This is a genomic window from Streptomyces sp. SAT1 (assembly GCF_001654495.1).
In the GTDB taxonomy this organism is placed as follows: Bacteria; Actinomycetota; Actinomycetes; order Streptomycetales; family Streptomycetaceae; genus Streptomyces; species Streptomyces andamanensis.
The window spans coordinates 3,180,148-3,205,933 of record NZ_CP015849.1; the positions used below are offsets into that span (position 1 = coordinate 3,180,148).

General features: G+C 74.8%; 26 protein-coding genes. 16 read left to right on the forward strand and 10 right to left on the reverse strand.

The features are described from left to right. Positions 1-139: 139 nt before the first annotated feature. The 3 genes from A8713_RS13725 to A8713_RS13735 are packed head-to-tail and all read left to right on the forward strand — an operon-like array spanning position 140 to position 2,241. Positions 140-607 (forward strand): hypothetical protein, encoded by a 468-nt coding sequence (locus A8713_RS13725; protein WP_018567076.1) that lies wholly within the window; start codon positions 140-142, stop codon positions 605-607. A gap of 55 nt (positions 608-662) precedes the next feature. After that, positions 663-1,403 carry a futalosine hydrolase gene (locus A8713_RS13730; RefSeq protein ID WP_064533766.1) on the forward strand — a complete coding sequence of 247 codons (741 nt, stop codon included), beginning with the start codon at positions 663-665 and terminating at the stop codon, positions 1,401-1,403. Further along, a complete protein-coding gene (locus A8713_RS13735) occupies positions 1,375-2,241 on the forward strand; it encodes a 1,4-dihydroxy-6-naphthoate synthase (RefSeq protein ID WP_064533767.1) in 867 nt (288 codons plus the stop codon). The genes A8713_RS13730 and A8713_RS13735 overlap by 29 nt, the downstream gene beginning before the upstream one ends. A gap of 119 nt (positions 2,242-2,360) precedes the next feature. Here A8713_RS13735 and A8713_RS34775 read toward each other — a convergent pair whose 3' ends face one another. After that, entirely contained in the window at positions 2,361-2,744 is a 384-nt protein-coding gene (locus A8713_RS34775) for a cold-shock protein (protein ID WP_018567073.1), read from the reverse strand. A gap of 279 nt (positions 2,745-3,023) precedes the next feature. Here A8713_RS34775 and A8713_RS13745 point away from each other — a divergent pair, with 279 nt between their 5' ends. Next, positions 3,024-3,272 carry a hypothetical protein gene (locus tag A8713_RS13745; protein WP_064533768.1) on the forward strand — a complete coding sequence of 83 codons (249 nt, stop codon included), beginning with the start codon at positions 3,024-3,026 and terminating at the stop codon, positions 3,270-3,272. A 51-nt stretch (positions 3,273-3,323) separates the two neighbouring features. Here A8713_RS13745 and A8713_RS13750 read toward each other — a convergent pair whose 3' ends face one another. Together A8713_RS13750 and A8713_RS13755 are read right to left on the reverse strand one after the other, a co-directional pair. Beyond that, positions 3,324-3,992, reverse strand: coding sequence for an HAD family hydrolase (locus A8713_RS13750; protein ID WP_064533769.1), 669 nt, complete (start codon positions 3,990-3,992; stop codon positions 3,324-3,326). A 57-nt stretch (positions 3,993-4,049) separates the two neighbouring features. Then, positions 4,050-5,270, reverse strand: coding sequence for a hypothetical protein (locus tag A8713_RS13755; RefSeq protein ID WP_064533770.1), 1,221 nt, complete (start codon positions 5,268-5,270; stop codon positions 4,050-4,052). Positions 5,271-5,457: 187 nt separating this feature from the next. Between A8713_RS13755 and A8713_RS13760 the strand changes: the two genes are divergently transcribed. From A8713_RS13760 to A8713_RS13770, 3 genes are all read left to right on the forward strand, one after another. Continuing rightward, on the forward strand, positions 5,458-8,067 hold the full coding sequence (locus A8713_RS13760; protein WP_064533771.1) for a helicase-associated domain-containing protein: 2,610 nt from the start codon (positions 5,458-5,460) through the stop codon (positions 8,065-8,067). A 189-nt stretch (positions 8,068-8,256) separates the two neighbouring features. Then, entirely contained in the window at positions 8,257-9,867 is a 1,611-nt protein-coding gene (locus A8713_RS13765) for an alkaline phosphatase D family protein (protein WP_064533772.1), read from the forward strand. A gap of 132 nt (positions 9,868-9,999) precedes the next feature. Further along, a complete protein-coding gene (locus tag A8713_RS13770) occupies positions 10,000-11,646 on the forward strand; it encodes a DNA repair helicase XPB (protein WP_064533773.1) in 1,647 nt (548 codons plus the stop codon). On the opposite strand, the gene A8713_RS13775 is transcribed toward A8713_RS13770, so the two are convergent. Both A8713_RS13775 and A8713_RS13780 read right to left on the reverse strand, forming a co-directional pair. Further along, positions 11,609-12,796, reverse strand: coding sequence for a glycosyltransferase 87 family protein (locus A8713_RS13775; protein WP_064533774.1), 1,188 nt, complete (start codon positions 12,794-12,796; stop codon positions 11,609-11,611). The two genes, A8713_RS13770 and A8713_RS13775, sit on opposite strands and share 38 nt — an antisense overlap. Positions 12,797-12,813: 17 nt before the next feature. Further along, positions 12,814-12,996, reverse strand: a complete 183-nt coding sequence (locus A8713_RS13780) for a hypothetical protein (RefSeq protein ID WP_018567065.1) — start codon at positions 12,994-12,996, stop codon at positions 12,814-12,816. A 430-nt stretch (positions 12,997-13,426) separates the two neighbouring features. Between A8713_RS13780 and A8713_RS13785 the strand changes: the two genes are divergently transcribed. Then, positions 13,427-15,535 carry a HelD family protein gene (locus tag A8713_RS13785; RefSeq protein ID WP_173860842.1) on the forward strand — a complete coding sequence of 703 codons (2,109 nt, stop codon included), beginning with the start codon at positions 13,427-13,429 and terminating at the stop codon, positions 15,533-15,535. 129 nt (positions 15,536-15,664) lie between these two features. On the opposite strand, the gene A8713_RS13790 is transcribed toward A8713_RS13785, so the two are convergent. Beyond that, positions 15,665-16,387, reverse strand: a complete 723-nt coding sequence (locus A8713_RS13790) for a copper homeostasis protein CutC (protein ID WP_064533775.1) — start codon at positions 16,385-16,387, stop codon at positions 15,665-15,667. 88 nt (positions 16,388-16,475) lie between these two features. After that, a complete protein-coding gene (locus A8713_RS13795) occupies positions 16,476-17,150 on the reverse strand; it encodes a maleylpyruvate isomerase family mycothiol-dependent enzyme (protein ID WP_173860843.1) in 675 nt (224 codons plus the stop codon). A gap of 100 nt (positions 17,151-17,250) precedes the next feature. Between A8713_RS13795 and A8713_RS13800 the strand changes: the two genes are divergently transcribed. Continuing rightward, the gene (locus tag A8713_RS13800; protein ID WP_064533777.1) at positions 17,251-17,904 is read left to right on the forward strand and encodes an HD domain-containing protein; all 654 of its coding nucleotides are present in this window, start codon (positions 17,251-17,253) and stop codon (positions 17,902-17,904) included. A 51-nt stretch (positions 17,905-17,955) separates the two neighbouring features. Continuing rightward, entirely contained in the window at positions 17,956-18,999 is a 1,044-nt protein-coding gene (locus A8713_RS13805; protein ID WP_064533778.1) for a GNAT family N-acetyltransferase, read from the forward strand. Positions 19,000-19,084: 85 nt separating this feature from the next. Here the strand turns inward: A8713_RS13805 and A8713_RS13810 are convergent, their stop codons facing one another. Next, positions 19,085-19,453, reverse strand: coding sequence for a peptidoglycan-binding domain-containing protein (locus A8713_RS13810; RefSeq protein WP_064533779.1), 369 nt, complete (start codon positions 19,451-19,453; stop codon positions 19,085-19,087). Between the two features lie 554 nt (positions 19,454-20,007). On the opposite strand from A8713_RS13810, the gene A8713_RS13815 reads away from it, so the two are divergent. The 5 genes from A8713_RS13815 to A8713_RS13835 all read left to right on the forward strand — a co-directional run bounded on the left by A8713_RS13815 (position 20,008) and on the right by A8713_RS13835 (position 23,894). After that, positions 20,008-21,306: a peptidoglycan-binding protein gene (locus A8713_RS13815; RefSeq protein ID WP_064533780.1), complete on the forward strand. Its 1,299-nt coding sequence runs from the start codon at positions 20,008-20,010 to the stop codon at positions 21,304-21,306. Between the two features lie 60 nt (positions 21,307-21,366). Then, complete coding sequence (locus A8713_RS13820; protein WP_064533781.1) at positions 21,367-21,738, forward strand: peptidoglycan-binding domain-containing protein; 372 nt, start codon at positions 21,367-21,369, stop codon at positions 21,736-21,738. A 68-nt stretch (positions 21,739-21,806) separates the two neighbouring features. Next, the gene (locus A8713_RS13825) at positions 21,807-22,205 is read left to right on the forward strand and encodes a peptidoglycan-binding domain-containing protein (protein WP_064533782.1); all 399 of its coding nucleotides are present in this window, start codon (positions 21,807-21,809) and stop codon (positions 22,203-22,205) included. A gap of 60 nt (positions 22,206-22,265) precedes the next feature. Continuing rightward, positions 22,266-22,631 (forward strand): peptidoglycan-binding domain-containing protein, encoded by a 366-nt coding sequence (locus tag A8713_RS33105; protein ID WP_159393093.1) that lies wholly within the window; start codon positions 22,266-22,268, stop codon positions 22,629-22,631. 219 nt (positions 22,632-22,850) lie between these two features. Continuing rightward, positions 22,851-23,894 (forward strand): helix-turn-helix domain-containing protein, encoded by a 1,044-nt coding sequence (locus tag A8713_RS13835; protein ID WP_064533784.1) that lies wholly within the window; start codon positions 22,851-22,853, stop codon positions 23,892-23,894. 53 nt (positions 23,895-23,947) lie between these two features. On the opposite strand, the gene A8713_RS13840 is transcribed toward A8713_RS13835, so the two are convergent. Both A8713_RS13840 and A8713_RS13845 read right to left on the reverse strand, forming a co-directional pair. Next, positions 23,948-24,217 (reverse strand): DUF4031 domain-containing protein, encoded by a 270-nt coding sequence (locus A8713_RS13840; RefSeq protein ID WP_064533785.1) that lies wholly within the window; start codon positions 24,215-24,217, stop codon positions 23,948-23,950. Then, complete coding sequence (locus A8713_RS13845; protein ID WP_064533786.1) at positions 24,214-24,597, reverse strand: hypothetical protein; 384 nt, start codon at positions 24,595-24,597, stop codon at positions 24,214-24,216. The genes A8713_RS13840 and A8713_RS13845 overlap by 4 nt, the downstream gene beginning before the upstream one ends. Before the next feature lie 91 nt (positions 24,598-24,688). Between A8713_RS13845 and A8713_RS13850 the strand changes: the two genes are divergently transcribed. Then, positions 24,689-25,636: a MurR/RpiR family transcriptional regulator gene (locus tag A8713_RS13850; protein WP_018567056.1), complete on the forward strand. Its 948-nt coding sequence runs from the start codon at positions 24,689-24,691 to the stop codon at positions 25,634-25,636. Positions 25,637-25,786 lie beyond the last annotated feature (150 nt).

Here is a 25,786-nt window from a genome sequence, read left to right on the forward strand (position 1 = left end):
GGCAGGCCGGCGCGCGGTGCGCCGCGCCGCGGCACGGGAGCGGCCCGCGGGTGGTCGGGGCGTGCCCCGGGGGGCCGTTCGGGCGCACGCCGCACCCCCGCGTGGCCGGAGGGCTGGACGTGCCCGATAGCCTTCCGCCATGACCTCGCTGCAATCCGCCGTGCGACGCCGCCGCGCCGTCGCCGCCGCCGGCGCCGTTTCCGCCGGACTGCTCCTCCTGACGGCCTGCGACAAGCCGACGCCGATGGCCACGATCACCGTGGGCGACGACTCGGTGCACTCGGAGGCGACCTGCTACAACGACGGCAAGGCGATCAAGACCGCCGACCTGCCGAAGTGCCTGAAGTCGGACAAGTCGATCAAGGTCGACCCCGACGAGACCGTCCGCTTCGGCGTCGACCCGGACATCGCGGACAAGGGCTGGACCATCCTGATGAACGGTCAGCCGCTGACCGACTCCAGCAAGAAGTCGTACCGCACCATCCCGGGCAGCGTGTTCTTCAACGCCCAGTACGGCGCCAGCGGCAACTCGACCTGGATCGCCGTCAAGGAGGGCGACAAGGACGTGACCGGCGTGTGGTCCTTCAAGCTCGAGAAGGACTCCTGACACGTCCTCCGTACGCGTACTCGTCGCCACCGCGGTCCCGGCCGAACGGGACGCGGTGGCGCGGGCGTTCGCGTCCGCCGGGCCGCCGCGCGAGGTGCCGCTGCCCGGAGTGGCCGTGCACCGCGTCGGCGGTCCCGGCACCGGCCTCGACCTGATCGCGGCCGGCGTCGGCCCCGCCCTGGCCGCCGCGTCCACCGCCACCGCCCTCACCGCCGCCGCGCTCGACGGCACCCCGTACGGCCTGGTCGTCTCCGCCGGCATCGCGGGCGGCTTCGCCTCCGCCGCGACGGATCTTCCCGGCCCTCCCGGCCTTCCCCGCCTTCCCGGCGCGCCCGTCGGCTCGCTCGTCCTCGCCGACGAGATCACCGCCGCCGACCTGGGCGCCGAGACCGCCGACGGCTTCCTGCCGGTGACCGACCTCGGCTTCGGCACCGTCACCCACCGTCCCCCCGAATCACTCGTACGGGCCGCCGCGTCCGCGACCGGCGCGGCCACGGGCACGGTGCTGACCGTCTCGACCGTGACCGGCACCGCCGCCCGCGCCGCCGCCCTGCGCGCCCGCCACCCCCGTGCCCTCGCCGAGGCCATGGAGGGGTTCGGCGTCGCCGAGGCCGCCGCGGCGCACTCGGTCCCCGTGCTGGAACTGCGCGCGGTCTCCAACCCCGTCGGGCCGCGCGACCGCGCCGCCTGGCGCATCGGCGACGCGCTCGCGGCCCTGACCGAGGGCTTCGGGAAGCTCGCCCCCGTACTGGAGAGTTGGAACGCCCATGAGCCCGCAGAACCCGCAGCATCCTGAGCAGGTGCGGATCGCCTACTCGCCCTGCCCCAACGACACCTTCGTCTTCGACGCCCTCGCGCACGGCCGGATCCCCGGCGCGCCCGCCCTCGACGTCACCTTCGCCGACATCGACGTCACCAACGGCATGGCCGAGCGCGGCGAGCACGACGTGCTGAAGGTGTCGTACGCGGTGCTGCCCTACGTCCTGGACGAGTACGCGCTGCTGCCGTGCGGCGGCGCGCTGGGCCGGGGCTGCGGGCCGCTGGTGCTGACCCGGGAGCCGGACGCCGATCTGAAGGGGCGCACGGTCGCGGTGCCGAGCGAGCGGTCGACGGCGTACCTGCTGTTCCGGCTCTGGGCGGCGGACACGGTGCCCGGCGGGGTGGGCGAGATCGTCGTGATGCCGTTCCACGAGATCATGCCCGCGGTACGGGACGGGAAGGTCGACGCCGGTCTCGTGATCCACGAGGCCCGTTTCACGTACCAGAACTACGGTCTGCACAAGCTCGCCGACATGGGCGAGCACTGGGAGGACACCACCGGGCTGCCCATCCCGCTCGGCGCGATCATCGCCAGGCGGTCCCTGGGCGCGGCGGCGCTGACCGGGCTGGCCGACGCGATCCGCGCCTCCGTGCGCGCCGCCTGGGACGACCCCGAGGTGTCCCGGCCGTACGTCATGGAGCACGCCCAGGAGATGGACCCGGCCGTCGCCGACCAGCACATCGGGCTGTACGTCAACGAGTTCACCGCGGGTCTGGGCGAGGACGGCTACGCGGCGGTCCGCGGCCTGCTCACCCGGGCGGCGGCCGAGGGGCTGGTACCGGCCCTCGGGCCCGACGCGCTGGCCTTCCCCTGAGAGGGGACCCGCGAGGCGGCCCGGCGGTTCACGCGTGACGGGCCGGCCCCGTCATCCGTCCGGGCCGGTTCAGGCGTCCGTCCGGCCCGGCGTCCGTCCGGGTCGTACGCCCGCCCGGGTCAGACGTCCAGCTGGTCGGCGACCGCGCGCAGCAGCCCGGCGACCTTCTTGCCGGAGGTCTTCTCGGGGTAGCGGCCGCGCTCCAGGGTCTGGCCGACGCTCTCCAGGAGCGTCGTCAGGTCCTGCACGATGGAGAGCAGTTCGTCCGGCTTCTTGCGCTGGGCCGCCGCGACCGAGGGCGCCGGCTCCAGGAGCGTCACCGTCAGTGCCTGGTCGCCGCGCTGCCCGGCGACCACGCCGAACTCCACGCGCTGTCCCGGCTTGAGCGCGTCTACTCCGGCGGGAAGGACCGAGGAATGGACGAAGACGTCACCGCCGTCGTCGCGGGAGAGGAAGCCGAAGCCCTTCTCGCTGTTGAACCACTTGACCTTGCCAGTCGGCAAAGCACACACTCCCTCGATCGGTCCCGGACGCCCTTGAACTGCCGTTGAACCACCTTACCGGGGCTCTCCCCCGCCGGACATGTGCTTAACCACGCCCCGTAACGGCTCCCGGCCGCCGTCCGTCCGGATCCCGACGCCCCGAAGCTCGCTTCCGCGCGCGGTGGCGCGACCGGTCACCGGCCGACCGCCGTCGGACCGCCGCCGGGACTCCGTCAGGTCGCCGATGGGCTGTCGACGGGCCGTCGACGGGCCGGCCGCGCGGGGGCCTACCCTGGTCGGGTGCGTGACAAGACCCAAGAGAATCCCGCCCCCGGCGACCGGCTGATCCGGGCCGGGGCCATCGTGTTCTTCATCGGCACGCTGGCCACCATGGTCACGGTGGCGCCCCTGTTCTTCGGGGCGAAGCCGTTCCCCACCTATATGTTCGGCCTGAGCATGCTCATGGGCGTCGGCTTCCTGGTCGCCGCCGCCGGGGTGCTCCAGTCGATCGCCGCGGGCCGCCGCCAGGCGCGCGGCGAGGCCGGGTAGCCGTCAGGCCACGGACTCGTCAGGCCACGGACTCCTCGGGCCACGGACTCGTCAGGCCACGGACTCGTTCTCGGCCGAAACGCGCGCCTGCGCGTCCGGGATCCGGCCCGCGGACCAGCCCGCGAACCACTCGGGGAACGCGGTGAGCGCCCCGAGGACCACGTCCGCGCCCGCCTCCGTCAGCTCCCGCTCGTCGCACGGCCCGGTGGCCACCGCCACCGACAGGGCACCGGCCGCGCGGGCGCCGCGCACATCGCCCACATGGTCGCCGACGTACACCCCGGCGCCGTACGCGCGCAGCGCCTCCGCCTTGCGCTCCGCCCACAGGCCGCCGATCACCGCGTCCGGCTCGATGCCCAGGTGCTCCAGGTGCAGCCGGGCGTTCGGCTCGTGCTTGGCGGTGACGACGATCGCCCGTCCGCCCGCCTTCCGCACGGCCGCGACCGCCTCGCGGGCGCCCGGAAGCGCGAGCGTGGGCGCGACGGCGATGGCCGGGTACAGCTCGCGGTACAGGTCCGCGACGGCCTCGACCCGGTCGGCCGGGAACCAGTTGACCAGCTCGTCCTCCAGCGGCGGCCCGAGCCGGGTGACCACCAGGTCGGCGTCGACGGGGGTCCCGGTCCGCGCGGACAGTTCCACGTAGCAGGCGTGGATGCCGGGGCGGGAGTCGATGAGGGTCATGTCGAGGTCGAAGCCGACGGTCAGCGGGCGCGAGGTCATGGGGCCATTGTGCCCAGGGGCGACAACAGCGGGGCGGCCGGTCCGGGATCCAGGACCTCAGCCGCGCCGCCGCTGGGAGCGCCACACCAGGAACAGCGCCGACAGCACGGCCGCCGTCCGCACCACCCAGGGCCAGGTCTGGCCGACCGCGTCGTTCATCTGGCCCTGGGCGATGGGGGCGCCCCAGCGGCCCTCGCCCCGGCCCCACAGCCACAGGAGCCCGGCGGCGAGGGCCAGTCCCGGCATCCCCAGGACGGCCCACTTGGTCTCCATGGGCGTCAGCCGCCGGGAGCCGTACGCGATGACCCAGCCGAGCAGCAGGGCGAACAGGTTGCCGGTCACCGCGCCGCCCACCAGCAGCGCGGCGGCGAGCAGGAGCAGCGGGTTGCTCCACCGGGCGCGGGCGGTCTCCTTCGCCGCCCGCCGGGGCAGCAGGCCGAAACGCCGCCGCGACGGGTTCTCCGGCACGGCCTCCGTCGCGTCCGGTGCCCGCGGTGCCGCGTCCGCCGCCTCGGCCGGTGCGGTGCCGGGCCCCGCCGGGCCGTCGGGCCGTCGCGGCGGCGGGGCCTTGAGCAGGTCGGGGATCTCCACCCCGCCGACGAAACCGGCCGGCACGTCGTCGCCGAGGCCGAACGGACTGTCCTCCGTGCGCCACCAGTCGGGGTGGATCCGGGCGTCGCCCAGGTCGTCGGCGGTCGCCAGGTGCGGCGGGAGCGCGCCGCCGGGCGGGGGCACAGGGCCCGGGTGCGGGTCCGGTTTCGGGTCCGGTTTCGGGTCCGGCTCCGGCCGGGCGGGGCGCGGCCGGGGCACGACCCGGCGCAGGCTCTTCAGCAGCGACGGTTCCGCATCGTCGCCGGTCCCGCCGGAACGGCCGGAAGGACCGGAAGGACCGGAAGGACCGGAAGGACCGGAAGGACCGGACGCGGTCCCGGCGGGCCGGGCCGGGCCGGGGTCCCGCTGCGCGGGCACGGCGGGCGGCGGCGGGGCGGGCGCGGCACCCGGAGCGGTGCCGAAGGCAGCGGCCGCGCCCGGGGCACCGGTGGAGCCCGTCGTGCCGCCCGCCGCCGCGACGACGTCGTCGGGGCTGCCGAGGCGGTCCAGGATGCGGCGGACGGCGGCGGGACTGTCGACGGCGGTCCTGGCCCGGCAGCGGTCGATCTCGTCGCGCAGCTGCGACACCAGCCGCATCCGGGTGGCCGAGGACAGCTGGCGCTGCTGGGCCACGTCCCCGACGCGGCTCAGATACTCGTAGACGACCTGGTCGCTCTCGATCCCCACGAACCCCTCCGGGGCGGCTGGCCGATGACCCCGTGGCACGACGGTACCGCGTGCCGGGCGGCTCCCGGGGCCGCCCGGCACGACCCGCCCGCCCGCGCCCCGCACGAGCTCCGCCCCCGGCCCGCCCGTGCTCCGCACCGGCCCGACGCCTGCCCGGCCGCCGGGGGCACCCGCTACCGTGGGTCGGATGAGCAGCGACGAGAAACCGGTGGCAGTCCCCCGCTCGCTCGCGGAGGACCTGCGCGCGCGGGACGACGCCTCCCTGACCGCGCTCCTGCGCAGCCGACCGGACCTCATCACGCCGGTCCCGGCCGACCTGACCCAGCTCGCCACCCGGGCCGGCACCCGGGCCTCGGTGGTGCGCGCGCTGGAGCGGCTGGACCGGTTCGCCCTCCAGACGGCGGAGGCGCTGGCCGTGGCGCCGGATCCGGCGGCGTACGGCGAGCTGCTGGGGCTGATGGCCGGGGACGAGGGGGACGGTGCCGTCGCCGCCGCGCTGCCCCGGGCGCTGGCCACCCTGCGCGAACAGGCGCTGGTCTGGGGCGACGACGACCGGCTGCGCCTGGTGCGCACCGCCCGCGAACTGCTCGCGCCCTCCGCGCAGCACCCCTCCCCCACCGGGCTCGGCCCGACGGTGCAGGAGGCCACGGCGGGCATGTCGCCGGGGCGCATCCAGGAGATCGTGACCGCCGCCGGGCTGCCTTCCACCCATGACTCGGTCTCGGCGGCGGCCGCGCTCACCGCCCTGTTCACGGACCGGAAGCGGATGGCCGCGCTGCTCGCGGACCTGCCGGAGGACTCCCTGGAGGTGCTGGACCGGCTGGTGTGGGGGCCGCCGTACGGGCAGGTGACCGCCGATCCGGCGCCCCGGCTGCGGCGGCTGCTCGACCGGGGGCTGCTGCTGCCCACCGCGCCCGGCACGGTCGTCCTGCCGCGCGAGGTGGCGCTGCATCTGCGCGCCGGGCGCGCGCACCGGGCGCCCGAGCCGCTGCCGCCCGCCGTGGAGTCCGCCGCCGCGCACAGCGCGCAGGTCGTCGACGCGACCGCGGCCGGGCAGGCGTACACCGCGCTGGCCACCGTCGAGGAACTGCTGAAGGACTGGGACGAGGGCGGGCCGAACGTGCTGCGCGCGGGCGGTCTGAGCGTGCGCGACCTCAAGCGCGCCGCCGTCGCCCTGGACGTGGCCGAGCCGGTGGCCGCCTTCTGGATCGAACTCGCCTACGCGGCCGGGCTGCTGGCCTCCGACGGCGACGTGGACGAGCGGTACGCGGCGACCCCGGCGTACGACGAGTGGCGGGAGCGGCCCGCCGCCGAACGCTGGGCGCTGCTGGCGCAGGCGTGGCTGGCGGCGACCCGGACCCCGGGGGTGGCAGGCGGGCGCGACGCCAAGGACCGCGTGCTGTCCGCGCTCGGTCCCGGGCTCGACCGCTCGGCCGCGCCGGAGGTACGGCACCGGGTGCTGGCGCTGCTGGCGGGCCTGCCGGAGGGCACCGCGCCGGTCGCCGAATCGGTGCTCGCCCGGCTGCGCTGGGAGCGCCCGCTGCGCGGGGCGCAGCGCGATCACGAGCACGACCTGCGCGAACGCCTCGCCCGGTGGACGCTGTCCGAGGCGGAGCTGCTGGGCGTCACCGGCCGGGGCGCGCTGTCCGCGCACGGCCGGGCGCTGCTCGGGGCGCCGCCCGCGCCGGAACCGGCCCGCGCGCCTGAGCCCACCGGGCCCGGCGACAAGCTGCCCGTCCACCACCACCGGGGCACCGAAGTCCCACAGGCCGCACAGGCCGCACAGGCCGCACCGACCGCACCGACCGCGCGGGCCGCCGCCGCGGTGCCGCTGTCGGGGGCCGGGCGGGCCGCCGCGGCGGAGGCCGCCGCCCGGCTGCTCGCGCCGCTGCTGCCCGAACCGCTGGACCACGTCCTGCTCCAGGCGGATCTGACGGCGGTGGCGCCCGGCCCGCTGAGACGGCCACTGGCGGACACGCTCGGTGTGCTCGCCGACGTGGAGTCCAAAGGCGGCGCGACGGTCTACCGGTTCACCCCGGCCTCGGTGCGGCGCGCCCTGGACGCCGGGCGCACCGCCGCCGATCTGCACGACTTCCTCGGCCGGCACTCCCGCACGCCGGTGCCGCAGCCGCTCGCGTACCTGATCGACGACGTGGCCCGGCGGCACGGGCATCTGCGGGTCGGCGCAGCCTCGGCCTACGTCCGCTGCGACGACGACGCGCTGCTGAACGAGATCCTGGCCGACAAGCGGTCCGCCGGGCTGCGGCTGCGCCGGCTCGCGCCGACCGTGCTGGCCACCCCCGCCGATCCGGCCGCCCTGCTGGAGGGGCTGCGGGCGATGGGCTACGCACCGGCGGCCGAGTCCGCCGAGGGCGATGTGCTGATCGCGCGCGCCGACTCCCACCGGACGCCGCCGCGCACCGCTCCCGCACCGGTGCCCGACGGTCCGCCGCTGCCCGACGCCACACTGCTGTCGGCGGCGGTGCGCGCGATCCGGGCGGGCGACCTGGCGTCCACCGCGCCGCGCAAGCCGTCCGCCACGGCCACGGCCGACGGCGAGCTGCCCCGCACCACCGCGGCCGAGACCCTGGCCACGATGCAGGCCGCCGTGCTCACCGGGGAGACCCTGTGGATCGGCTACGTCAACGCCGAGGGCACCGCCGGTCAGCACGTCATCGCCCCGATCCGCGTCGAGGGCGGCTTCGTGACCGCGTACGACCACACGGCGGACGAGGTGCGCACCTACCCGCTGCACCGGATCACGGGGGTGGCGGAGCTGGAGGCGGACGCCGGCTGAGGACCCGTCAGGCACTCCCGACCCGGCTTTCCCGCGTGCCTTCCTGACGTCGCGCCAGGCGCGCCAGGCGCAACGGGGGCCGCGAGTTCGTCCGCCCGCCGGGAACCGATTCCCTGACCGCCCGGCCCCCGTAACACCTCGCACCCAGTGTTCACCCGTCAACCAGACCCCTGACGACGGGTGCGACACATGGACCTCAGCAGACGCCGTCTGCTCGGCCGGGCAGGAGCGGGCGCCGCCACGCTCGGCCTGTTCACCGCGGGCTTCAGCACGGCGGGCGCCTGGGCGGCGCCGCGCTTTCCCGACGACCCCTTCCGGCTGGGCATCGCCTCCGGCGACCCGCACGACGACGGGTTCGTGCTGTGGACGCGGCTCGCGCCGGACCCGCTGGCCGTGGACAGCCGCGGCGGCATGCCCGAGCGGACGGTGCCGGTGCAGTGGCAGGTCGCCACCGACGAGCGGTTCCGGCACGTGGTGCGGTCCGGGACCGCAAGGGCCGTGCCCGAACTCGCCCACTCCGTCCACCCGGAGGTGCGCGGCCTGCGGCCGGGGACCGAGTACTTCTACCGCTTCCGGGCCGGGCACGCGATCAGCCAGGTGGGCCGCGCCCGGACCGCCGCCTCGCCGCACGGCCGCGGCGGCGACCGGCTCAGCATGGCCTTCGTCTCCTGCCAGTGCTGGTACGAGGGCTACTACACGGCCTACCGGCACCTGGCCGACGCCGGCCACGACCTGATCGTGCACCTGGGCGACTACATCTACGAGAACGGCGTCGGCGCGACCGCGGGCGTGCGGGGCATGCCGGAACTCGACGCGCAGTACCGGCGCGAGACGTACACCCTGGCCGAGTACCGCAACCGGTACGCGCTCACCAAGCTGGACACCGACCTCCAGGCCGCGCACGCCTCCGCCGCCTGGGCACTGACCTGGGACGACCACGAGGTCGAGAACAACTGGGCCGGTGACTGGGCCCAGGTGGACGGCGACGGCTTCCCCGACGGCGACCCGGCCGCCTTCCGGGTCCGCAAGGCCGGCGCCTTCCAGGCCTACTACGAGCACCAGCCGCTCCGGCTGCCGCAGAAGCCGCGCGGGGCGCGGGCCCGTATGTACCGCAGGCTGACCTTCGGGCGGGTCATGGACCTGCACGTCCTGGACAGCCGCTCCTACCGCGACGACCAGGTCGGCGGCGACGGCACCAGGCCGGGTTTCGACGCCGAGCGGCGCGCCCCAGGCCGGCAGATGCTGGGCGCCGAGCAGGAGGCGTGGCTGCTGCGCGGCGCGGCCCGCTCGCACGCCACCTGGAACGTGCTCGCCAACCAGACGCTGATCGCCCAGGTCGACCAGGACCCGGACCCGGCGGTGCTCTCCTCCGGCCTGGACATGTGGGACGGGTACGTGGACGCCCGGAGCCGGCTGCTGGGCGGCCTGTACGAGCGCGGTGTGCGCAACACGGTCGTCCTCACCGGTGACATCCACCGCAGCGTCGTCGCCGATCTCAAGCTCGACTTCGACGACCCGTCCTCGCCGGTGGTGGCCACCGAGTTCGCCGGTACGTCGATCACCTCGGGCAAGAACGGCTCGGCCTCCGACCAGGTCGGCGCCAACTGGCTGGCCGAGGGCGTCAACCCGCATCTGAAGTGGCACAACGCGCAGCGCGGCTACACCACGCTGCGCCTGAGCCACGACGAGCTGCGGGCGGAGTACCACGTCACGGACTTCGTGACCGCGCCCGGCTCCCCAGTCTCCACCGCCGCCGCCTTCTCCGTCGCCCCCCGCCGTCCGGGCGCCCGGCAGGTGTGACCCGCTCCCGCGGAGGGCGGGCGCGGGCCACCCCGGGCCCGCCCTCCGCGGCAGGGCCGGGCCGCGCGGGCATTGGTGCACACTGGAGTGTTGGCCGAGCCGTCCGGCCGCGTCAGCGAAAGGGTGCCGCGCGTGAATGGTCCGTTGATCGTCCAGTCCGACAAGACCCTGCTCCTGGAGGTCGACCACGAGCAGGCCGACGACTGCCGTCGCGTCATCGCTCCGTTCGCCGAACTGGAGCGGGCGCCCGAGCACATCCACACCTACCGGGTGACCCCGCTGGGGCTGTGGAACGCGCGCGCCGCGGGGCACGACGCCGAGCAGGTCGTGGACGCGCTGGTGCAGTACAGCCGCTACCCGGTGCCGCACGCGCTGCTGGTGGACATCGCCGAGACGATGGACCGGTACGGGCGGCTGACCCTCAGCAAGCACCCGGCGCACGGGCTGGTGCTGACCACGACGGACCGGCCGGTGCTGGAGGAGGTGCTGAAGTCCAAGCGGATCGCCCCGCTGGTCGGGGCGCGCATCGACCCGGACACCGTGGCCGTGCACCCCTCCGAGCGCGGGCAGATCAAGCAGACGCTGCTGAAGCTGGGCTGGCCCGCCGAGGACCTGGCCGGGTACGTCGACGGCGAGGCGCACCCGATCGAGCTGGCCGAGGACGGCTGGGCGCTCCGGCCCTACCAGAAGCAGGCCGTGGAGAACTTCTGGCACGGCGGCAGCGGAGTGGTCGTGCTGCCCTGCGGGGCCGGCAAGACCCTGGTCGGCGCCGGTGCGATGGCGCAGGCCCGGTCGACCACGCTGATCCTCGTCACCAACACCGTCTCCGCCCGGCAGTGGAAGCACGAGCTGGTGAAGCGGACCTCGCTGACCGAGGACGAGATCGGCGAGTACAGCGGGACGAAGAAGGAGATCCGGCCGGTCACCATCGCCACGTACCAGGTGCTCACCACCCGGCGGAAGGGCGTCTACCCGCATCTGGAGCTGTTCGACTCCCGGGACTGGGGGCTGATCGTCTACGACGAGGTGCACCTGCTGCCCGCGCCGGTCTTCAAGTTCACCGCCGATCTCCAGGCCCGGCGGCGGCTCGGGCTGACCGCGACGCTGGTGCGCGAGGACGGCCGGGAGTCCGACGTCTTCTCGCTGATCGGGCCCAAGCGGTTCGACGCGCCGTGGAAGGAGATCGAGGCGCAGGGCTACATCGCGCCCGCCGACTGCGTCGAGGTCCGGGTGAACCTGACCGACTCCGAGCGGCTGGCCTACGCCACCGCCGAGACCGAGGAGAAGTACCGCTTCTGTGCGACCACCGCGACCAAGCGGAAGGTCACGGAGGCGATCGTGCGCCGCTTCGCCGGGCAGCAGGTGCTGGTGATCGGCCAGTACATCGACCAGCTCGACGAGCTGGGCGAGCACCTGGACGCCCCGGTCATCAAGGGTGAGACGTCCAACGCACAGCGGGAGAAGCTCTTCGACGCCTTCCGCGCGGGCGAGATCACGGTGCTCGTGGTGTCGAAGGTGGCGAACTTCTCCATCGACCTGCCGGAGGCGACGGTCGCGATCCAGGTCTCGGGCACCTTCGGCTCCCGCCAGGAGGAGGCGCAGCGCCTGGGCCGGGTGCTGCGGCCCAAGGCCGACGGCCACCAGGCGCACTTCTACTCGGTGGTCGCCCGCGACACCATCGACCAGGACTTCGCCGCGCACCGCCAGCGCTTCCTGGCCGAGCAGGGCTACGCCTACCGGATCATGGACGCGGACGAGCTGCTGGCGGAGGAAGGCTGACCGGTACGGGATCATCGCGCGTACGTCCCGGACGGCGCGGGAGGGCGGCCGCCGCGAGCAGGGCGAGACCGAGCAGCACATACGGCGAGGCCAGGGGCTGCTGCCACCACGGCAGGCGCAGATCCAGCTCGCCCGCGTGCGGCACCAGCCACAGGGTGCGGGCCGTGAAGCAGAGCGAGGTGAGCGCCGCCGCGCCGCGGCGCCCCTCGGCCAGCAGCACGGCGACCAGGGGGACGCACCACACCCAGTGGTGGGACCAGCTGATCGGGGAGACCAGCAGCGCGGTGAAGGCGGTGAGCAGCACGGCCCACCGCTCCCGGGGCGCCCGGCGGACGAGCCAGAGTCCGGCGGCGGCCACCGCGAGGTCCGGCAGCAGCCAGGCGAGGCCGGGCTCCGGGTCCCGCAGCAGGCGGGCGATCAGTCCCTGGAGGGACTGGTTGTCGACGATCCACAGCTTCCCCACTCGGTCGGTCTCGAAGACATGGCGGGTCCAGTAGGCGACGCTCGCGCCGGGCTGGGCGAGCAGGCCCACGACGACGGTCGCGGCGAAGGCCGCCGTCGCGGTGGCCGCCTCGCGTCCGCGTCCGCGCAGCAGCAGATGGACGACGAAGAGGCCGGGGGTGAGCTTGATGCCGGCCGCGAGGCCGATCGCGGCTCCCCGGCCGCGCGTTCCGGGCGGCCGGGTGAGGTCCCACAGCACGAGGCAGGCCAGGGCGAGGTTGATCTGGCCGTAGCGGAAGGTCTGGAAGACCGGTTCGCACCACAGGGCGAGCGCGGTCGCGGTGCACAGCAGCGGCCACCCGGCCGCCCGGCCCGCGAGCCGCGCGGACAGCTGGACCAGCCGGCCCAGCAGCAGCGCGTTGCCCGCGAGGAAGGCCAGCTTCAGCACCGGGGCGGGCAGCAGGGCCGTGGGGACGAACAGCACGGCCGCGAAGGGCGGGTAGGTGGCGGGCAGGCGCCCGGCGGTGACCGCGAAGCCGTACAGATCGCGGCCGTGCAGGACGGCCGCGCCCTCGGCCCGGTACACCAGCGCGTCGGGCATCGGCAGCCGCAGATGGGCGAACAGGGCCGCCAGGGCGAGGAAAGAGGCGGCGAGGAGGGCCGGAGCAGCCGCCGTGTGTGACCGGAGGGCCACCGTCCGTTCTGTCACGGACCGACCCTAGTAGGTCACTTGTGGCGTATGCCCGCCTCCTCGCCGTACTCCCCGAGGATGATCACGTCGAACGCGGCGCCCGCGTACACCTTCACGGCGTGCAGGGCGTCGCCCAGGCGGTGGTGGTGGCTGCCTCGGACAGCCGTGGCACCGGCCGGGCGAGCGGCGGGTGCCGGATGGATGGTCGCTGCACTCATGACTCAATGGTGGATCTCGGAGGGCGTGGTCGGCATCGGTCTGCGGAGCCAACCTTCTTGCCCTCCGCGTACCCCTCTGGAGGGAGCACACCCCCTACACCGGACGGGCGACTCCCCCTAGGGGACACCCGCCATAACCGCCAGAACCGCAAGAAATACCAGAAATGCCGGGAATGCCAGGAATGCCAGAAAAGAGCATCACTGGACCGGGAACGGGGCGGCGGACCGGGACACGGACGTCCGGCGGGAAAACGGTTGGCCTCCCCCGCACCCGGCGCACTAGACTCTCCGCCCTTGCCCGCCTCCCCTCGGAGTGCCGTCGGCCGGACGGAAACCGGCCGGCAGATCCCGCGTGCCCGCGCCCCGCCGCACGGCGCCGCGCGGCGCGCACCGCGCCGCCCGTCCCCGCAGGTCCTCCGGAGGCACCGCCTTGTCGTCGTCCACGCCCACCGACCCCGCCGTACGTCCCACGAGCACCACCGCGGCCTCCGCCGCGCCCGCGGCGGACGATCCGCTCGGCCGCGAGCGGTCCCATCTGGCCGCCTCCCGCGCCGCCCTGCGGACCATGCGCGCGGACGTCGAGTCGCTCGACATCCGCGACGTCAGCGCGAACTGGGTCAACGCCGAGGTGCTCGCCCGCCAGATCGACGAGCGCATCAAGGCGCTGGCCGACCTGAGCGACACCCCTCTCTTCTTCGGCCGCCTCGACTACCTGCACGCCCCGGGCGCCGACCGGGCCGAGGGGGCGGAGGGCGAGCGCTTCTACATCGGGCGGCGGCATGTGCACGACGCCGAGGGCGACCCGATGGTCATCGACTGGCGCGCGCCCGTCTCGCAGCCGTTCTACCGGGCGTCGAAGAAGGACCCGATGGACGTCGCCCTGCGCCGCCGTTTCGGCTACACCGGCGGCGACCTCACGGCGTACGAGGACGAGCACCTGTCCGACCCGGCCGATCCGGCCGGGGCCGCGGTCACCAGCAAACTGCTCCAGCAGGAGATCGAACGCCCGCGCGTCGGCCCCATGCGCGACATCGTGGCCACCATCCAGCCCGAGCAGGACGAGATCGTGCGCTCCGGCCTGTCCGGCACCGTCTGCGTCCAGGGCGGCCCCGGCACCGGGAAGACCGCCGTCGGCCTGCACCGGGTCGCCTACCTCCTCTACGCCCACCGCGACCGCCTGGCCCGCACCGGCACCCTCGTCATCGGCCCGAACCGCTCCTTCCTGCACTACATCGAGCAGGTGCTCCCGGCCCTGGGCGAACTGGCCGTGCAGCAGGCGACCGTGGACGACCTGGTGGCCCACGCCGAGGTGCGCGGCACGGACGACGCGGCGGCGGCGCTGGTCAAGGGCGACGCGCGGATGGCGGAGGTGCTGCGCCGGGCGCTGTACTCGCACGTCACGCTGCCCACCGAGCCGGTCGTGGTGGTCCGCGGCTCCCGCCGGTGGCGCGTCGCGGCGTACGAACTGGAGGAGATCGTCAAGGAGCTGCTGGACCGGGGCATCCGCTACGGCGCCGCCCGCGAGGCCCTGCCGCAGCGCGTCGCGCACGCCGTGCTGGTGCAGATGGAGCGGGCGGGCGAGGCGCCCGACGACCGGGTGCAGGACACCGTGGCCCGCAACGCGGCGGTGAAGGCCGCCGTCAAGGCCGTCTGGCCGCCCGTCGACCCGGCCAAACTGGTGCTGCGGCTGCTCACGGACGCGGACTTCCTGGCCGCGCACGCCGAGGGGATCCTCACCGAGGAGGAGCAGAAGACGATCCTGTGGGCGAAGCCGGTGCGGTCGGTGAAGTCGGCCAGGTGGTCGGCGGCCGACACCGTGCTGATCGACGAGGCCACCGACCTGGTGGAGCGCACCCACTCCCTGGGGCACGTGGTCCTGGACGAGGCGCAGGACCTGTCCCCCATGCAGTACCGCGCGGTCGGCCGCCGCTGCACCACCGGCTCCGCGACCGTCCTGGGCGACCTGGCGCAGGGCACCACCCCGTGGGCGACCCGCACCTGGGAGGAGGCGCTGGCCCACCTCGGCAAGAGCGAGGGCGTGATCGAGGAGCTGACGGCCGGTTTCCGCGTGCCGACGGACGTCATCACGTACGCCTCCCGGCTGCTGCCGCACATCGCGCCGGGGCTCACCCCGGTCGCCTCGGTCCGCGAGAACCCGGGCTTCTTCCGGATCCGGGCGGCCGAGGGGGACACCGACGTGGTCGCCGCCTGCGAGGAGCTGCTGCGCCACGAGGGTTCGACCGGTCTGATCGCGGCCGACGCCCGGATCCCCGCCCTGGCCGACGCCCTCGCGGCGGCGGGCCTGAGCCACCTCTCCCCCGGCGAGGAGACGACGGCCGAGACCCGGCTCACCCTGGTCCCGGCCTCCCTGGCCAAGGGCCTGGAGTACGACTACGTGGTCCTGGACGACCCGCAGGCCGTGGTGGACGGCGAACCGGACGAGCGGACCGGCCTGCGCCGCCTGTACGTGGCGCTCACCCGTGCCGTCTCCGGTCTGATCGTCACCCACACGGCACCGCTCCCGCGGCAGCTGGCCTGAGCCGGCCGGCGGCCGCGCCGGTCCCCCGCCCCACGGCGGCGCGGGCCGCACCGGACAAGGGTGCGGCCCGCGCCGCCGTGCGCACGTGACGTCCCGTCCCGCGCGGAGCGCCCCGCGCCGGTCCGCCGTTCAGACCGCGAGCTGCTGCGCGCTCAGGCCGTCGAGGACCGAGCGCCACTGGGCGACCGCGTCGGCGCAGACCGCGCCGGACCAGCCGCCGGACCGGGCGGCGCCGCCGATGTGGAAGGCGTCGATCCCGGCGGTGCGCAGCGGCGGCACGTGCTCCAGACGCAGGCCGCCGCCGACCATGATCCGCTGCTCGTAGCCGGGCTCCCCGGCGCGTGCCGCCTCGGCGACCAGGGTGGGCAGGCCGTCGTCGACGCCGCCCGCCGCGCCCGCGGTCAGGTAGGTGTCCAGGCCCGGCAGCCCGTCCAGCTGCTTGCGCACGGCGTCGCGGTCGGCGGAGCTGTCGATGGCCCGGTGGAAGGTCCACGGGCAGCCGTCCAGCGCGGTGACCACGCGTTCCACGGCCGCCATGTCCACCAGGCCGTCCCCGTCGAGGAACCCGAACACGAACTCCCCGGCGCCCGCGGCCCGCAGGTCGCCGACCACCTCGGCCAGCCTGTCCACGCCCCCGGCCCCGCCCGAGGAGAAGCCGTCCGCGAGCCGCACCATCACGCGCAGCGGGATGTCGACGGCGGCGCGGATCGCGACGACGGTGCCCACCGGCGGGGTCAGCCCGTCGGCCGCCATGTCGGTGACCAGCTCGAGGCGGTCCGCGCCTCCGGCCTGGGCGGCGACCGCGTCCTCGGCGTCGAGGGCGATCACCTCCAGGACTGCACGCATGCTCATAGGACCCCTTTCCTCGGTTTCCCCTGGGGCTTGACAGGTCTAGTCCAATATCAGGGTACGCCGGATGGCGGCCCCGGCGCAGAACCGGTCACCCGAAGATGTTCAGCTCGGCCTGTTCCGCGCCCGCCAGCTCGTAGCCCGAGGCGGGCAGCGGGCGGCCGGTGCAGAGCCGGACCAGGGTGGCCGCGTCCCCGATGTAGCGGGCCGGGGGACGCGCGGCGCGCACGTCACCGAGGCGCAGCGGCTCGTCGACGTCGTCCAGGTCGGCGTGGAGCGGCAGCCGGCGCTTGGTCCGGGTGACCCGGGCGAGCAGCGGAAGCGCGCAGGACAGGGCGGCTCCGGCGTACGCGCCCGGCGCACCGAAGGTCTCGCGCACATCACCGGCGTGCACCCACTCGCCCAGCGCGAGCCCGTCCAGCGCCCCGTCGGACCGGGCGATCACCGCACCCGCCTCCGTCATGCCGCGTTCCAGCTCGTCCACCACCCGGCCGTCCGTCCACTCCGCCCGCTCCGCGATGTCCCGCTCATTGCACTCTGGCGAGAACACGCCCTCCTCGAAACGATTCTCCACCACCCTGGTCAGCGCGGCGGAGCAGTGCGCGAGCACATCGCGCACCGTCCAGCCCGGACAGGCGGCGGTCGGCAGCGCGAAGTCCGCCGCCGGGCGCGCCCGCAGCAGCGGGATCAGCGCGTCCCGTTCCATGGCGAGCAGCCGTCCGGGCAGTTGCGGGTCCCGTACCTCGTGCAGGTCAGCAGAAGTCATGGCCCCCACGCTAGTGCCGCGACCGCAAAGGTTCACCGGCTCGCGACGCCCGGCACGGCACCAGGGGTTACGGCCGGTCCCGCGACGGGAGAATGAGCGCATGGCCGATCACGTCGACACCGAAGCCCTGCGCATCCGGTGGGCCCGCGCCCTGGAAGGGGCCCGCGGCCCCGCCGGCGGGCCGGACCCCGTCCCGTACGCCGACCGTCTGATCGCCCGCTGGCGCGAGCCGCAGCGGCGCTACCACACACTGACCCACCTCGACGCGGTCCTGGACCACGTCGACGTGCTGGAGGAGTACGCCGCCGCGCCGGACACGGTGCGGCTGGCCGCGTGGTTCCACGACGCGGTCTACCTGCCCGAGCGCTCCGAGAACGAGGAGCGCTCCGCCCGGCTGGCCGAGCGGGCGCTGCCGGAGGCCGGGGTGCCGGCCGGGACGACGGCGGAGGTGGGCCGGCTGGTGCGGCTGACCACCAGCCACGACCCGGCCGCCGACGACCGCGACGGCCAGGTCCTGTGCGACGCCGACCTGGCGGTCCTGGCCGCGCCCCCGTCCGCGTACGCCGCCTACACGGCCGCCGTCCGCGAGGAGTACCACTTCGTGCCCGCCGACGCCTTCCGCGAGGGCCGCGCCGCGATCCTGCGCCGCCTCCTCGGCCGGCCGCTGCTGTTCCGCACCCCTTACGGCCAGCGGCACTGGGAGGCGACGGCCCGCTACAACCTCGCCTCGGAGCTGGAAATGCTGTCGCTCTGAGGGCACCGCCGCCCCTACCCTGCGCCCATGGAGCCATGGGGTGGGGAACAGGTGGAGCGGGCCGTCGCCGATGCCGTCGCGATGCTGCGCACGGTGGTGGACCGCGAGTGGGACGGCGTACGCGCCGGACGGCTGGAGTGGGACTGCCGGCAGACGGCGGAGCATGTGGCGGGCGACCTCCTCGCCTACGCCGGGCAGTTGGCCGGGCGGGCGGCCGACGCGTACGTCCCGTTCGAGATCACCCTCGACGAGGGGACCGGCAACGCGGACGTGCTGGACGTGATCGTGGCGACCGGCGCGCTGCTCGCCTCGACCGTCCGCACCACCCCGGCCGACGTGCGCGCCTTCCATCCGTACCCCTTCCGCGGCGCGGACCGCGAGGGCTTCACCGCGATGGCGGTGGCCGAGGTGCTGCTGCACACCCATGACATCGCCGCCGGTCTGGGCCTCGTCCACGAGCCGCCCGCCGAGCTGGCCGAGGGCGTGCTCGAACGCCTCTTCCCGCATGTGCGGCCCGCCGAGGCCCCCTGGCCGACACTGCTGTGGGCCACCGGCCGCGGCGACCTGCCCGGCCGCGCGCCGGTGTCCGGGTGGCGCTGGATCAATCCGCCCGAGGTCGCCGCCGACCGCCTGGTCCTGCGCGGTGTCGTCCCCGCCGCCGCGCGCGATCTGGCCGCCGGGGGCGACGGCGGGTTCCGCTGGGTCGAGGACGGCCCCTGGCGCGGCACGCGCGAGGCCGCCGGGATGACCGTGAAGGCGTACGAGAGCGGGGTGCACCGGGCCGAGTGGGGCCTGTTCGTGCTGGTGCGGCGCGAGGACGGGCGCGCGGTCGGCGGCATGGGCTTCCACGGCGCGCCCGACGAGGACGGCTGCGCGGAGGTCGGCTACGACCTCGCGCCCTCCGCCCGCGGCCGGGGCTACGCCACCGAGGCGCTGCGCGCGCTGTCCGCGTGGGCGCTGGCACGTGACGGCGTACGACGGCTGATCGCGCTGATCGAGCCGGACAACGGCCCCTCGCAGCGCGTGGTGACCCGCGCCGGTTACCTGCCCGCCCAGGACGCGGACGGTCTGCTCGGCTTCGAACTGCTGCCCTGACCGGGCGGCTTCCCTGACCGGACGGCCGCCCGGCACGGCGGCCGCCCGGCACGGCACGGCACGGCACGGCACCGGCGGGACGGTGTCAGCAGATGCGCGTCGCCTCGGGCGAGTAGGTGCTGAGCGCGTCCAGCGAGGACCAGGTGTTCGGGCCGACGATGCCGTCCTGGGCGAGGTTGAAGCAGCCCTGGAACCTGACGACGGCGTTGCGGGTCAGCCCGCCGAAGACACCGTCCACCGCGAGGCCGGGACCGGACAGCGTCAGATTCAGCTCGCACTGGAGGGCCTTCACCGCGCTGCCGCTCGCGCCGTAGCTCAGCTCGGGCTCGGCGCTGGTGTACGTCCGGCCGCAGTACTCGTAGCTGTGGGCGGCGGAGGCGCTACCGGCGCCGGCCGCGGTCGCGCCGAGGACCAGGGCGGCCGTGGCGGCGAGCGTGACGAGTCTTCTGGGCATGAGGGCTCCCTTGTGCGTGGCTGGGGCTGCGCGGACCGGGGGATCCGGGGATCCGCGGCCAGACGTGAGGGCGGGCGTGAGGACGCGAGGGCGGGCACATGACCGGAAGGCGCCCTGGGGCCCTGGGGCCCTGGGGTGTGAGCGCCTCGCACGCTCGCGCGGGTGGTGACGGGGGGCGCATGACACCGCGTCACCGTCCGCCGTCGGCAGGACTGTTCCACAGCGGGGACCGGCGGGCCATGGGCCGCCCGTCCCACGACGGGGCGCCCGGCGTCCCACGGCTCTGACCTGCTGTCATCCAGCGGCTGCCGGCGATCTCGGGACGAGTGGCGAGGGCGGCGGTGCACGGCCGCCGCCTCCGCGGTCCGCTCGCGCCGGCCGCGGGCGGCCCCGCAGGTCAGCGGCGGGACGCGTCCCAGATGGCGTCCCAGGACGCCGTTCGCACTGGTGGGACGGTGATGCCGTGGCCAAGGATGGTCGTCGCCGGCCGGCACCCCCCACTCCTTCGTCCGTCCCTCCCGGGCCCGTCCCGGGACTTCAGGGAGAGAGTTCCCGTGCCCACAACGATCCTCCGCGCACCCGGACGTGCGGGCGGCACCCGCGCCGCCGCGCTGGTGCTCGCCCTCGCCGCGGTCCTGGCCGGCCTGCTGCTCGGCCCGACGGCGGGGCAGGCCCACGCGGCGACCGACGTACGCCTGCTCCAACGCGACCTGGCCGGCCTCAGCTACGCCCCGCTCAGCGGGGTCGACGGCGTCTACGGAAGCCAGACCACGGAATCGGTGCGCCACTTCCAGCGCGACAACGGCCTGGACGCGGACGGCGACGCCGGACCCGCCACCCTGTCCGCGCTCACCGCGAAGGTGAAGCAGGTGCAGAGCAAGGCAGGCACCTCCGCCGACGGCGACTACGGCACCGCCACCCTCAGCGCGGTCAAGACCTACCAGAGCGCGCACGGCCTGGACGCCGACGGCATCGCCGGTCCCCTGACCATGGGCGCGATGAACATCGACCGCATCACCTCCAGCGGCACCGGAACCAACGCGGACACCAAGCTGCTCCAGCGCGATCTGGCGGGCCTCGGCTACCTGGCCGCGAACGGCGTCGACGGGATCTACGGCCCGGCCACCAAGGACGCCGTGCTGGCCTTCCAGAGCGACAACGCCCTGTCCGTCGACGGCTTCGCCGGACCGCAGACCGACGCCGCGCTCTCCGCGAAGGTGAAGCAGGTGCAGAGCAAGGCGGGCACCCCCGCCGACGGCGACTACGGCACCGCCACCCTCGACGCGGTCAAGACCTACCAGAGCGCACACGGCCTGGACGCCGACGGCATCGCCGGTCCCCTGACCATGGCCTCCATGGGCATCGCCCGCGAGCTGGGCGGCGGCAGCCCCGGGGGCGAGAGCGGCGGCACGCCCACCGTCCCCCCGCTGTCCGGCAGCGCCCGGGACAAGATCGTCCAGGCCGCGCGCTCCCAGCTCGGCGTGCACGAGTGGGGCGCCAACTGCAACCCGTACGGCCCGTGCGAGGCGTGGTGCGCGCTGTTCGCCAGCTGGACCTGGCGGCAGGCCGGGATCAGCTTCAGCACCGCCTTCAGCGGCGACTTCTACTACTACGGACGCAACCACGGCACGCTGCACAGCGGCCTGAGCGACCCGCAGCCCGGTGACGCCATCGTCTTCGGCTCCGGCCCGCAGAACACCAGCACCAGCGTGCACGTCGGCATCATCGAGAAGGCCAACGCGGACGGCACCGTCGACACCATCGAGGGCAACTCCGACGACCAGGTGATGCGCCGCCACTTCGTCCCGGCCACGCGCGGCGCCTACGCGATCGTCTCGCCCGCCGGCGCCTGACCGCGCCTCCCGCGCCCCGCGCGGTTCCGTCCTCCGTCGCACCACCGAAGGGACCCACCCATGCGTCCGAAGCTCCTGGCCGCCACCGCCGGACTCCTGCTGATCACCGGCCTCGGCGCCGGACTCGGCGGCGCGACCAGCGCCTCCGCCGTCACCAGAGGCAACTACTGCGGCACTTACACCCTCGCCGAGCCCCAGGTGGCCTACGGCGACACGGGCGACGCCGTCAAGGCCGTGCAGTGCGCGCTGAACCGCAGCGTGCGGGGCACGAACCTCGCCGTGGACGGCATCTTCGGCAACCAGACCCGCGACGCGGTCGTCAGGTTCCAGGGCTGCGCGGGTCTTTCCCAGGACGGCATCGTCGGCCCGAAGACCTGGCGACAGCTGGACATCTGGAGCGACTGGGACACCCAGGCGATCTGGATCTGCTGACCGGCCCCTCCTCACCCGGCCGGCCCCCGGGCGCGGCCCCGCTCCTCTCGGAAGGAACTCGTCCCACCATGAGCAGATTCCGCAACCGCAAGACCGCCACCGCCCTCTCGCTCGCCCTGGCCGCGGCCGGTTCGCTGCTGCTGGCGGCGCCCTCGGCCCAGGCCGGTGAATACCTCGATCCGTGCCTCAACTCGGTCGGCGGGCGCACCTCGCCCAACGGCGTCTGGACCATCCCCGCCCGCGACTTCGCCCAGGGCTCGTCGGGCGTGTGCGTGAAGGAGCTCCAGTTCGACCTCGGGTCGACCATCGGGCTCGACCCCGCCGACGGACCCGGCTTCGTCGACGGGCTGTTCGGCCCGAAGACCGACGGCTACGTCCGCCGGTTCCAGCGCGCCCACGGCCTCCAGGCCGACGGCATCGTCGGCCCGCAGACCTGGCAGCTGCTCGTCCTGCTCACCACGGACTGATCCGCGGTGGCCAGGACGGACAGAGCGTCCCTGCGCGGGCGTTCGGCCGCCGTCGCTTGCGTGCTCGCAGCGGCGGCGGCGCTGGCGGGCGGCTCCGCGGCGCCCGCCAGTGCCGGCTGGGACGGCGAACTCCGCACCTGCGAGGCGCAGTACGGCTCCGAGCGGTACCTGGGCTGGGACATCCCCACGGTGGTCCTGGCCCGGGGCTCGACCGGAGTGTGCGTGCGGGAGCTCCAGGAGGAGCTGGTGGAGGCGGGCGCGGTCACCGGCACCGACCAACCAGGGTTCGTCGACGGCGACTTCGGGCCGAAGACGTACGCCGCGGTGGTCGCGTACCAGAGCCGGTACGCGGTCCCGGGCGGCGCCGACGGCGTCGTGGGGCGCAACACCTGGCACAGCCTGATCGCCCACGTCTACTACGAGTGACCGTACCGTCCGGCTCCCGGGCGGGTACGACGGACCTCGCCGCCGCGACGCGCGCCGCCATGGCAGCGTGTCGCGGCGGCAGTATGCTTCCTCTCGAATTTCAGGACCGGAGCACCGGGGCTGATTCGGGGGGCAGTTCCATCAACGGACCGGCGGGGGCGCCGGTCCGCCGCTGTGCCTTCGGTCCGTCCAGGTGGTCCATCAGCGAATGGGCCCGCAGTGAGCGAGAGCGACAGAGATCTCCCCGTATCCCCGTCTTCGCCGGATCCCGCAGCCGCGCTGCACGCGGAACTGCTGTCGCTGAAACAGCGGTCGGGGCTCAGCTACGCCCGGATCGGCACCCTCACCCACTACTCCAAGTCTTCCTGGGAACGCTGGATCAACGGGAAGCAGTTCCCGCCCCGCGGCGCGGTGGAGAGCTTCGCCGGGGCCGTGCGCACGGACGCGGGTCCGCTGCTGGAACTGTGGGAGCGGGCCGAACTGCCGCGCGCCGTCGCCGAACCCGGTCCGGAACCGGAACCGGAACCGGATCTCGCCGAGGGAGGAGGGGAATCGGCGGCATCGGAGCCGGGAACTGAGGCAGAGCCCGGAGCTGAGGCGGCCGGGCCGGAAACGGAGGCGAAGACGGAGGCCGAGCCCGGGACGGCCGGGCCGGAAGCAGAGACGGAGGCCGAGTCCGGGGCGGCCCCGGAAGCAAGCGGTGCACCGGCCTCCCTCCCCGTCGCGGATTCCGTCCGCGGGCCCCGGCGGTGGCGGTCGGCGCGGCTGATCGGTGCCGTGGCCGCGGCGTGCGCGGTGCTGGCGGCCGGGGCCTTCGCGGCCGTCCACTACGCCACGGACCGCTCGGGCGGCGGGGCGGACACCGGCAGCGGGAGCACGGCCGACACCGCCATGTCCGCGTACGCCGACCCGGTCGGCTGCACCCGGGCCGGCTGCACGGCCAAGGACCCGGCGGCCATGGGGTGTTCACGGGACGGGCAGACGCTCGCCCTGATCCGCAACGAGGAGATGGTGATCGAACTCCGCTACAGCAGGGCGTGCGGCGCGGCCTGGGGGCGGATCACCTACGCGAAGCCCAAGGCGGTCGTCGACGTGAACAACTCCGAGGGCACCAGCGAGGCCAGCCCGGTGCACTGGGGCAACGACGTGTACTCCCCGATGACCGAACTGAGCGGCACCCAGACGGCCTGGGCGTGCGGCACCCAGCCGGACGGCAAGAGCCGTACCTGCACCGTGCACAGCCCGGTGCCCGCCGCGCACTGACGCCGCCGGGCGGCGGCCGAGCGGCACGGCCCCCGGATCAGAGGAGCCGCGGATCAGACGGGGCCGTGCCGCTTGCGCCGCCGCAGCCCCGAGGCGTGCAGCAGCCGCACCACCTCGCGGCTGCCGACCTCGACCGCTCCGGCGGCCACCGCGTCCGGGTAGCGGTGGGCGGGCAGGTCGTAGTGGTCGCGCTCGAAGGCGCGCTCGGGCACGCCCAGGGCGGCGGCGAAGCGGTGCAGTTCGGCGTAGGAGTCGTCGCTGACCAGGTGCGACCACAGACGGCCGTGGCCGGCCCAGGACGGCGGGTCGATGTAGACGGTCACGACGACGGCTTCCCGCCGAACGCGCGGGCCAGCGCGCCCACCGGCGCGACCTTCACGCCCGCCTGCGCGCACACCCAGTGCGGGTCGGGGCCGAGTTCGGGCTCGACGTCCAGCGCGTGCGGGTCGCCGTAGCCGCACACCGGGCACAGCGGCCAGCGGCCGTACCGCTCCAGCAGGGCGTCCTGGACGTCCTGCGCGACCAGCCCGGCCACGTACCGGGCGCCGTCCGGCCACTGCTCCACCCACCAGCGGCGCTGGACGACGGACTCCTCCACCAGCGAGACGACGTCCGCGTCGGCGACCTCACCGGCGACCAGATCGGCGAGGACCAGGGCGCGCGCGGCGTGCAGGGCCTGCTCCAGGGGGCTGAGGGATTCCATGGCTCCATTGTGCGCATCCGGGCCGCCGGCGTGCGCGGGTGCGCCGTCGCGCACTCTTGACCGCACACCGGACAGAAAATATCTTTCATATGTGACCCAGGACGTGAAGGAAATTTTCGCAGGCTCGGGCACCCCCGCGGGCCTGGCCCCGCCCGCGCCCGCCGCCCTCGCCGCCAAGGTGCGCACGCTCGCGCCGTCCATGACCCGCTCCATGCAGCGCGTCGCCGAGGCCGTGGCGAACGACCCGGCCGGCTGCGCCGCCCTGACCGTCACCGGCCTCGCCGAGCTGACCGGCACCAGCGAGGCGACCGTCGTACGGACCGCCCGGCTGCTCGGCTACCCCGGCTACCGCGATCTGCGCCTCGCGCTCGCGGGCCTCGCCGCCCAGCAGCAGTCCGGCCGCGCCCCCGCCATCACGACCGACATCGCGGTGGACGACCCCATCGCCGACGTCGTCGCCAAACTGGCCTACGAGGAGCAGCAGACCCTCGCCGACACCGCCGCCGGACTGGACACGGTCCAGCTCGGCGCGGCCGTCGCCGCCCTGGCCGGGGCCCGCCGCACCGATGTGTACGGCATCGGCGCCTCCGGCCTGGTCGCCCAGGACCTCACCCAGAAGCTGCTGCGCATAGGGCTGATAGCGCACGCGCACAGCGACCCGCACCTGGCCGTCACCAACGCGGTGCAGCTGCGTTCGGGCGACGTGGCCATCGCGATCACCCATTCGGGTTCGACGGGTGACGTGATCGAGCCGCTGCGGGTGGCCTTCGAGCGCGGTGCGACCACCGTCGCCATCACCGGCCGCCCCGACGCGCCCGTCAGCCAGTACGCCGACCACGTGCTGACCACCGCCACCTCCCGGGAGAGCGAGCTGCGCCCGGCCGCCATGTCCTCCCGGACCAGTCAACTGCTGGTCGTGGACTGCCTGTTCGTCGGCGTGGCACAGCGGACGTACGAGACGGCGGCGCCCGCGCTCGCGGCGTCCTACGAGGCCCTGGCGCACCGGCACAGCCCACGCGGCGGATCCCAGCGCTCCTGACCGGCCGCTCCGGGCCGCGCACCACTGAGCCGGTCCCCGGCCGCGGCCCCGGATCCCGGCCCGGACCGGCCCCGCGCCCGCACTGCCGGCACCGCACGCGTCGCCCGCACCGCCGGTCCGGCGCACCCTCACCGCACCCGCACCCGCACC

What these genes read in the sequence shown, in the direction of transcription:
- A8713_RS13725 (WP_018567076.1), top strand. Translation starts at nt 140, where the DNA reads ATGACCTCGCTGCAATCCGCCGTGCGACGCCGCCGCGCCGTCGCCGCC.
- A8713_RS13735 (WP_064533767.1), top strand. Translation starts at nt 1,375, where the DNA reads ATGAGCCCGCAGAACCCGCAGCATCCTGAGCAGGTGCGGATCGCCTAC.
- A8713_RS13750 (WP_064533769.1), bottom strand. Translation starts at nt 3,992, where the DNA reads ATGACCTCGCGCCCGCTGACCGTCGGCTTCGACCTCGACATGACCCTC.
- A8713_RS13760 (WP_064533771.1), top strand. Translation starts at nt 5,458, where the DNA reads ATGAGCAGCGACGAGAAACCGGTGGCAGTCCCCCGCTCGCTCGCGGAG.
- A8713_RS13765 (WP_064533772.1), top strand. Translation starts at nt 8,257, where the DNA reads ATGGACCTCAGCAGACGCCGTCTGCTCGGCCGGGCAGGAGCGGGCGCC.
- A8713_RS13780 (WP_018567065.1), bottom strand. Translation starts at nt 12,996, where the DNA reads ATGAGTGCAGCGACCATCCATCCGGCACCCGCCGCTCGCCCGGCCGGT.
- A8713_RS13790 (WP_064533775.1), bottom strand. Translation starts at nt 16,387, where the DNA reads ATGAGCATGCGTGCAGTCCTGGAGGTGATCGCCCTCGACGCCGAGGAC.
- A8713_RS13795 (WP_173860843.1), bottom strand. Translation starts at nt 17,150, where the DNA reads ATGACTTCTGCTGACCTGCACGAGGTACGGGACCCGCAACTGCCCGGA.
- A8713_RS13800 (WP_064533777.1), top strand. Translation starts at nt 17,251, where the DNA reads ATGGCCGATCACGTCGACACCGAAGCCCTGCGCATCCGGTGGGCCCGC.
- A8713_RS13810 (WP_064533779.1), bottom strand. Translation starts at nt 19,453, where the DNA reads ATGCCCAGAAGACTCGTCACGCTCGCCGCCACGGCCGCCCTGGTCCTC.
- A8713_RS13820 (WP_064533781.1), top strand. Translation starts at nt 21,367, where the DNA reads ATGCGTCCGAAGCTCCTGGCCGCCACCGCCGGACTCCTGCTGATCACC.
- A8713_RS13825 (WP_064533782.1), top strand. Translation starts at nt 21,807, where the DNA reads ATGAGCAGATTCCGCAACCGCAAGACCGCCACCGCCCTCTCGCTCGCC.
- A8713_RS13845 (WP_064533786.1), bottom strand. Translation starts at nt 24,597, where the DNA reads ATGGAATCCCTCAGCCCCCTGGAGCAGGCCCTGCACGCCGCGCGCGCC.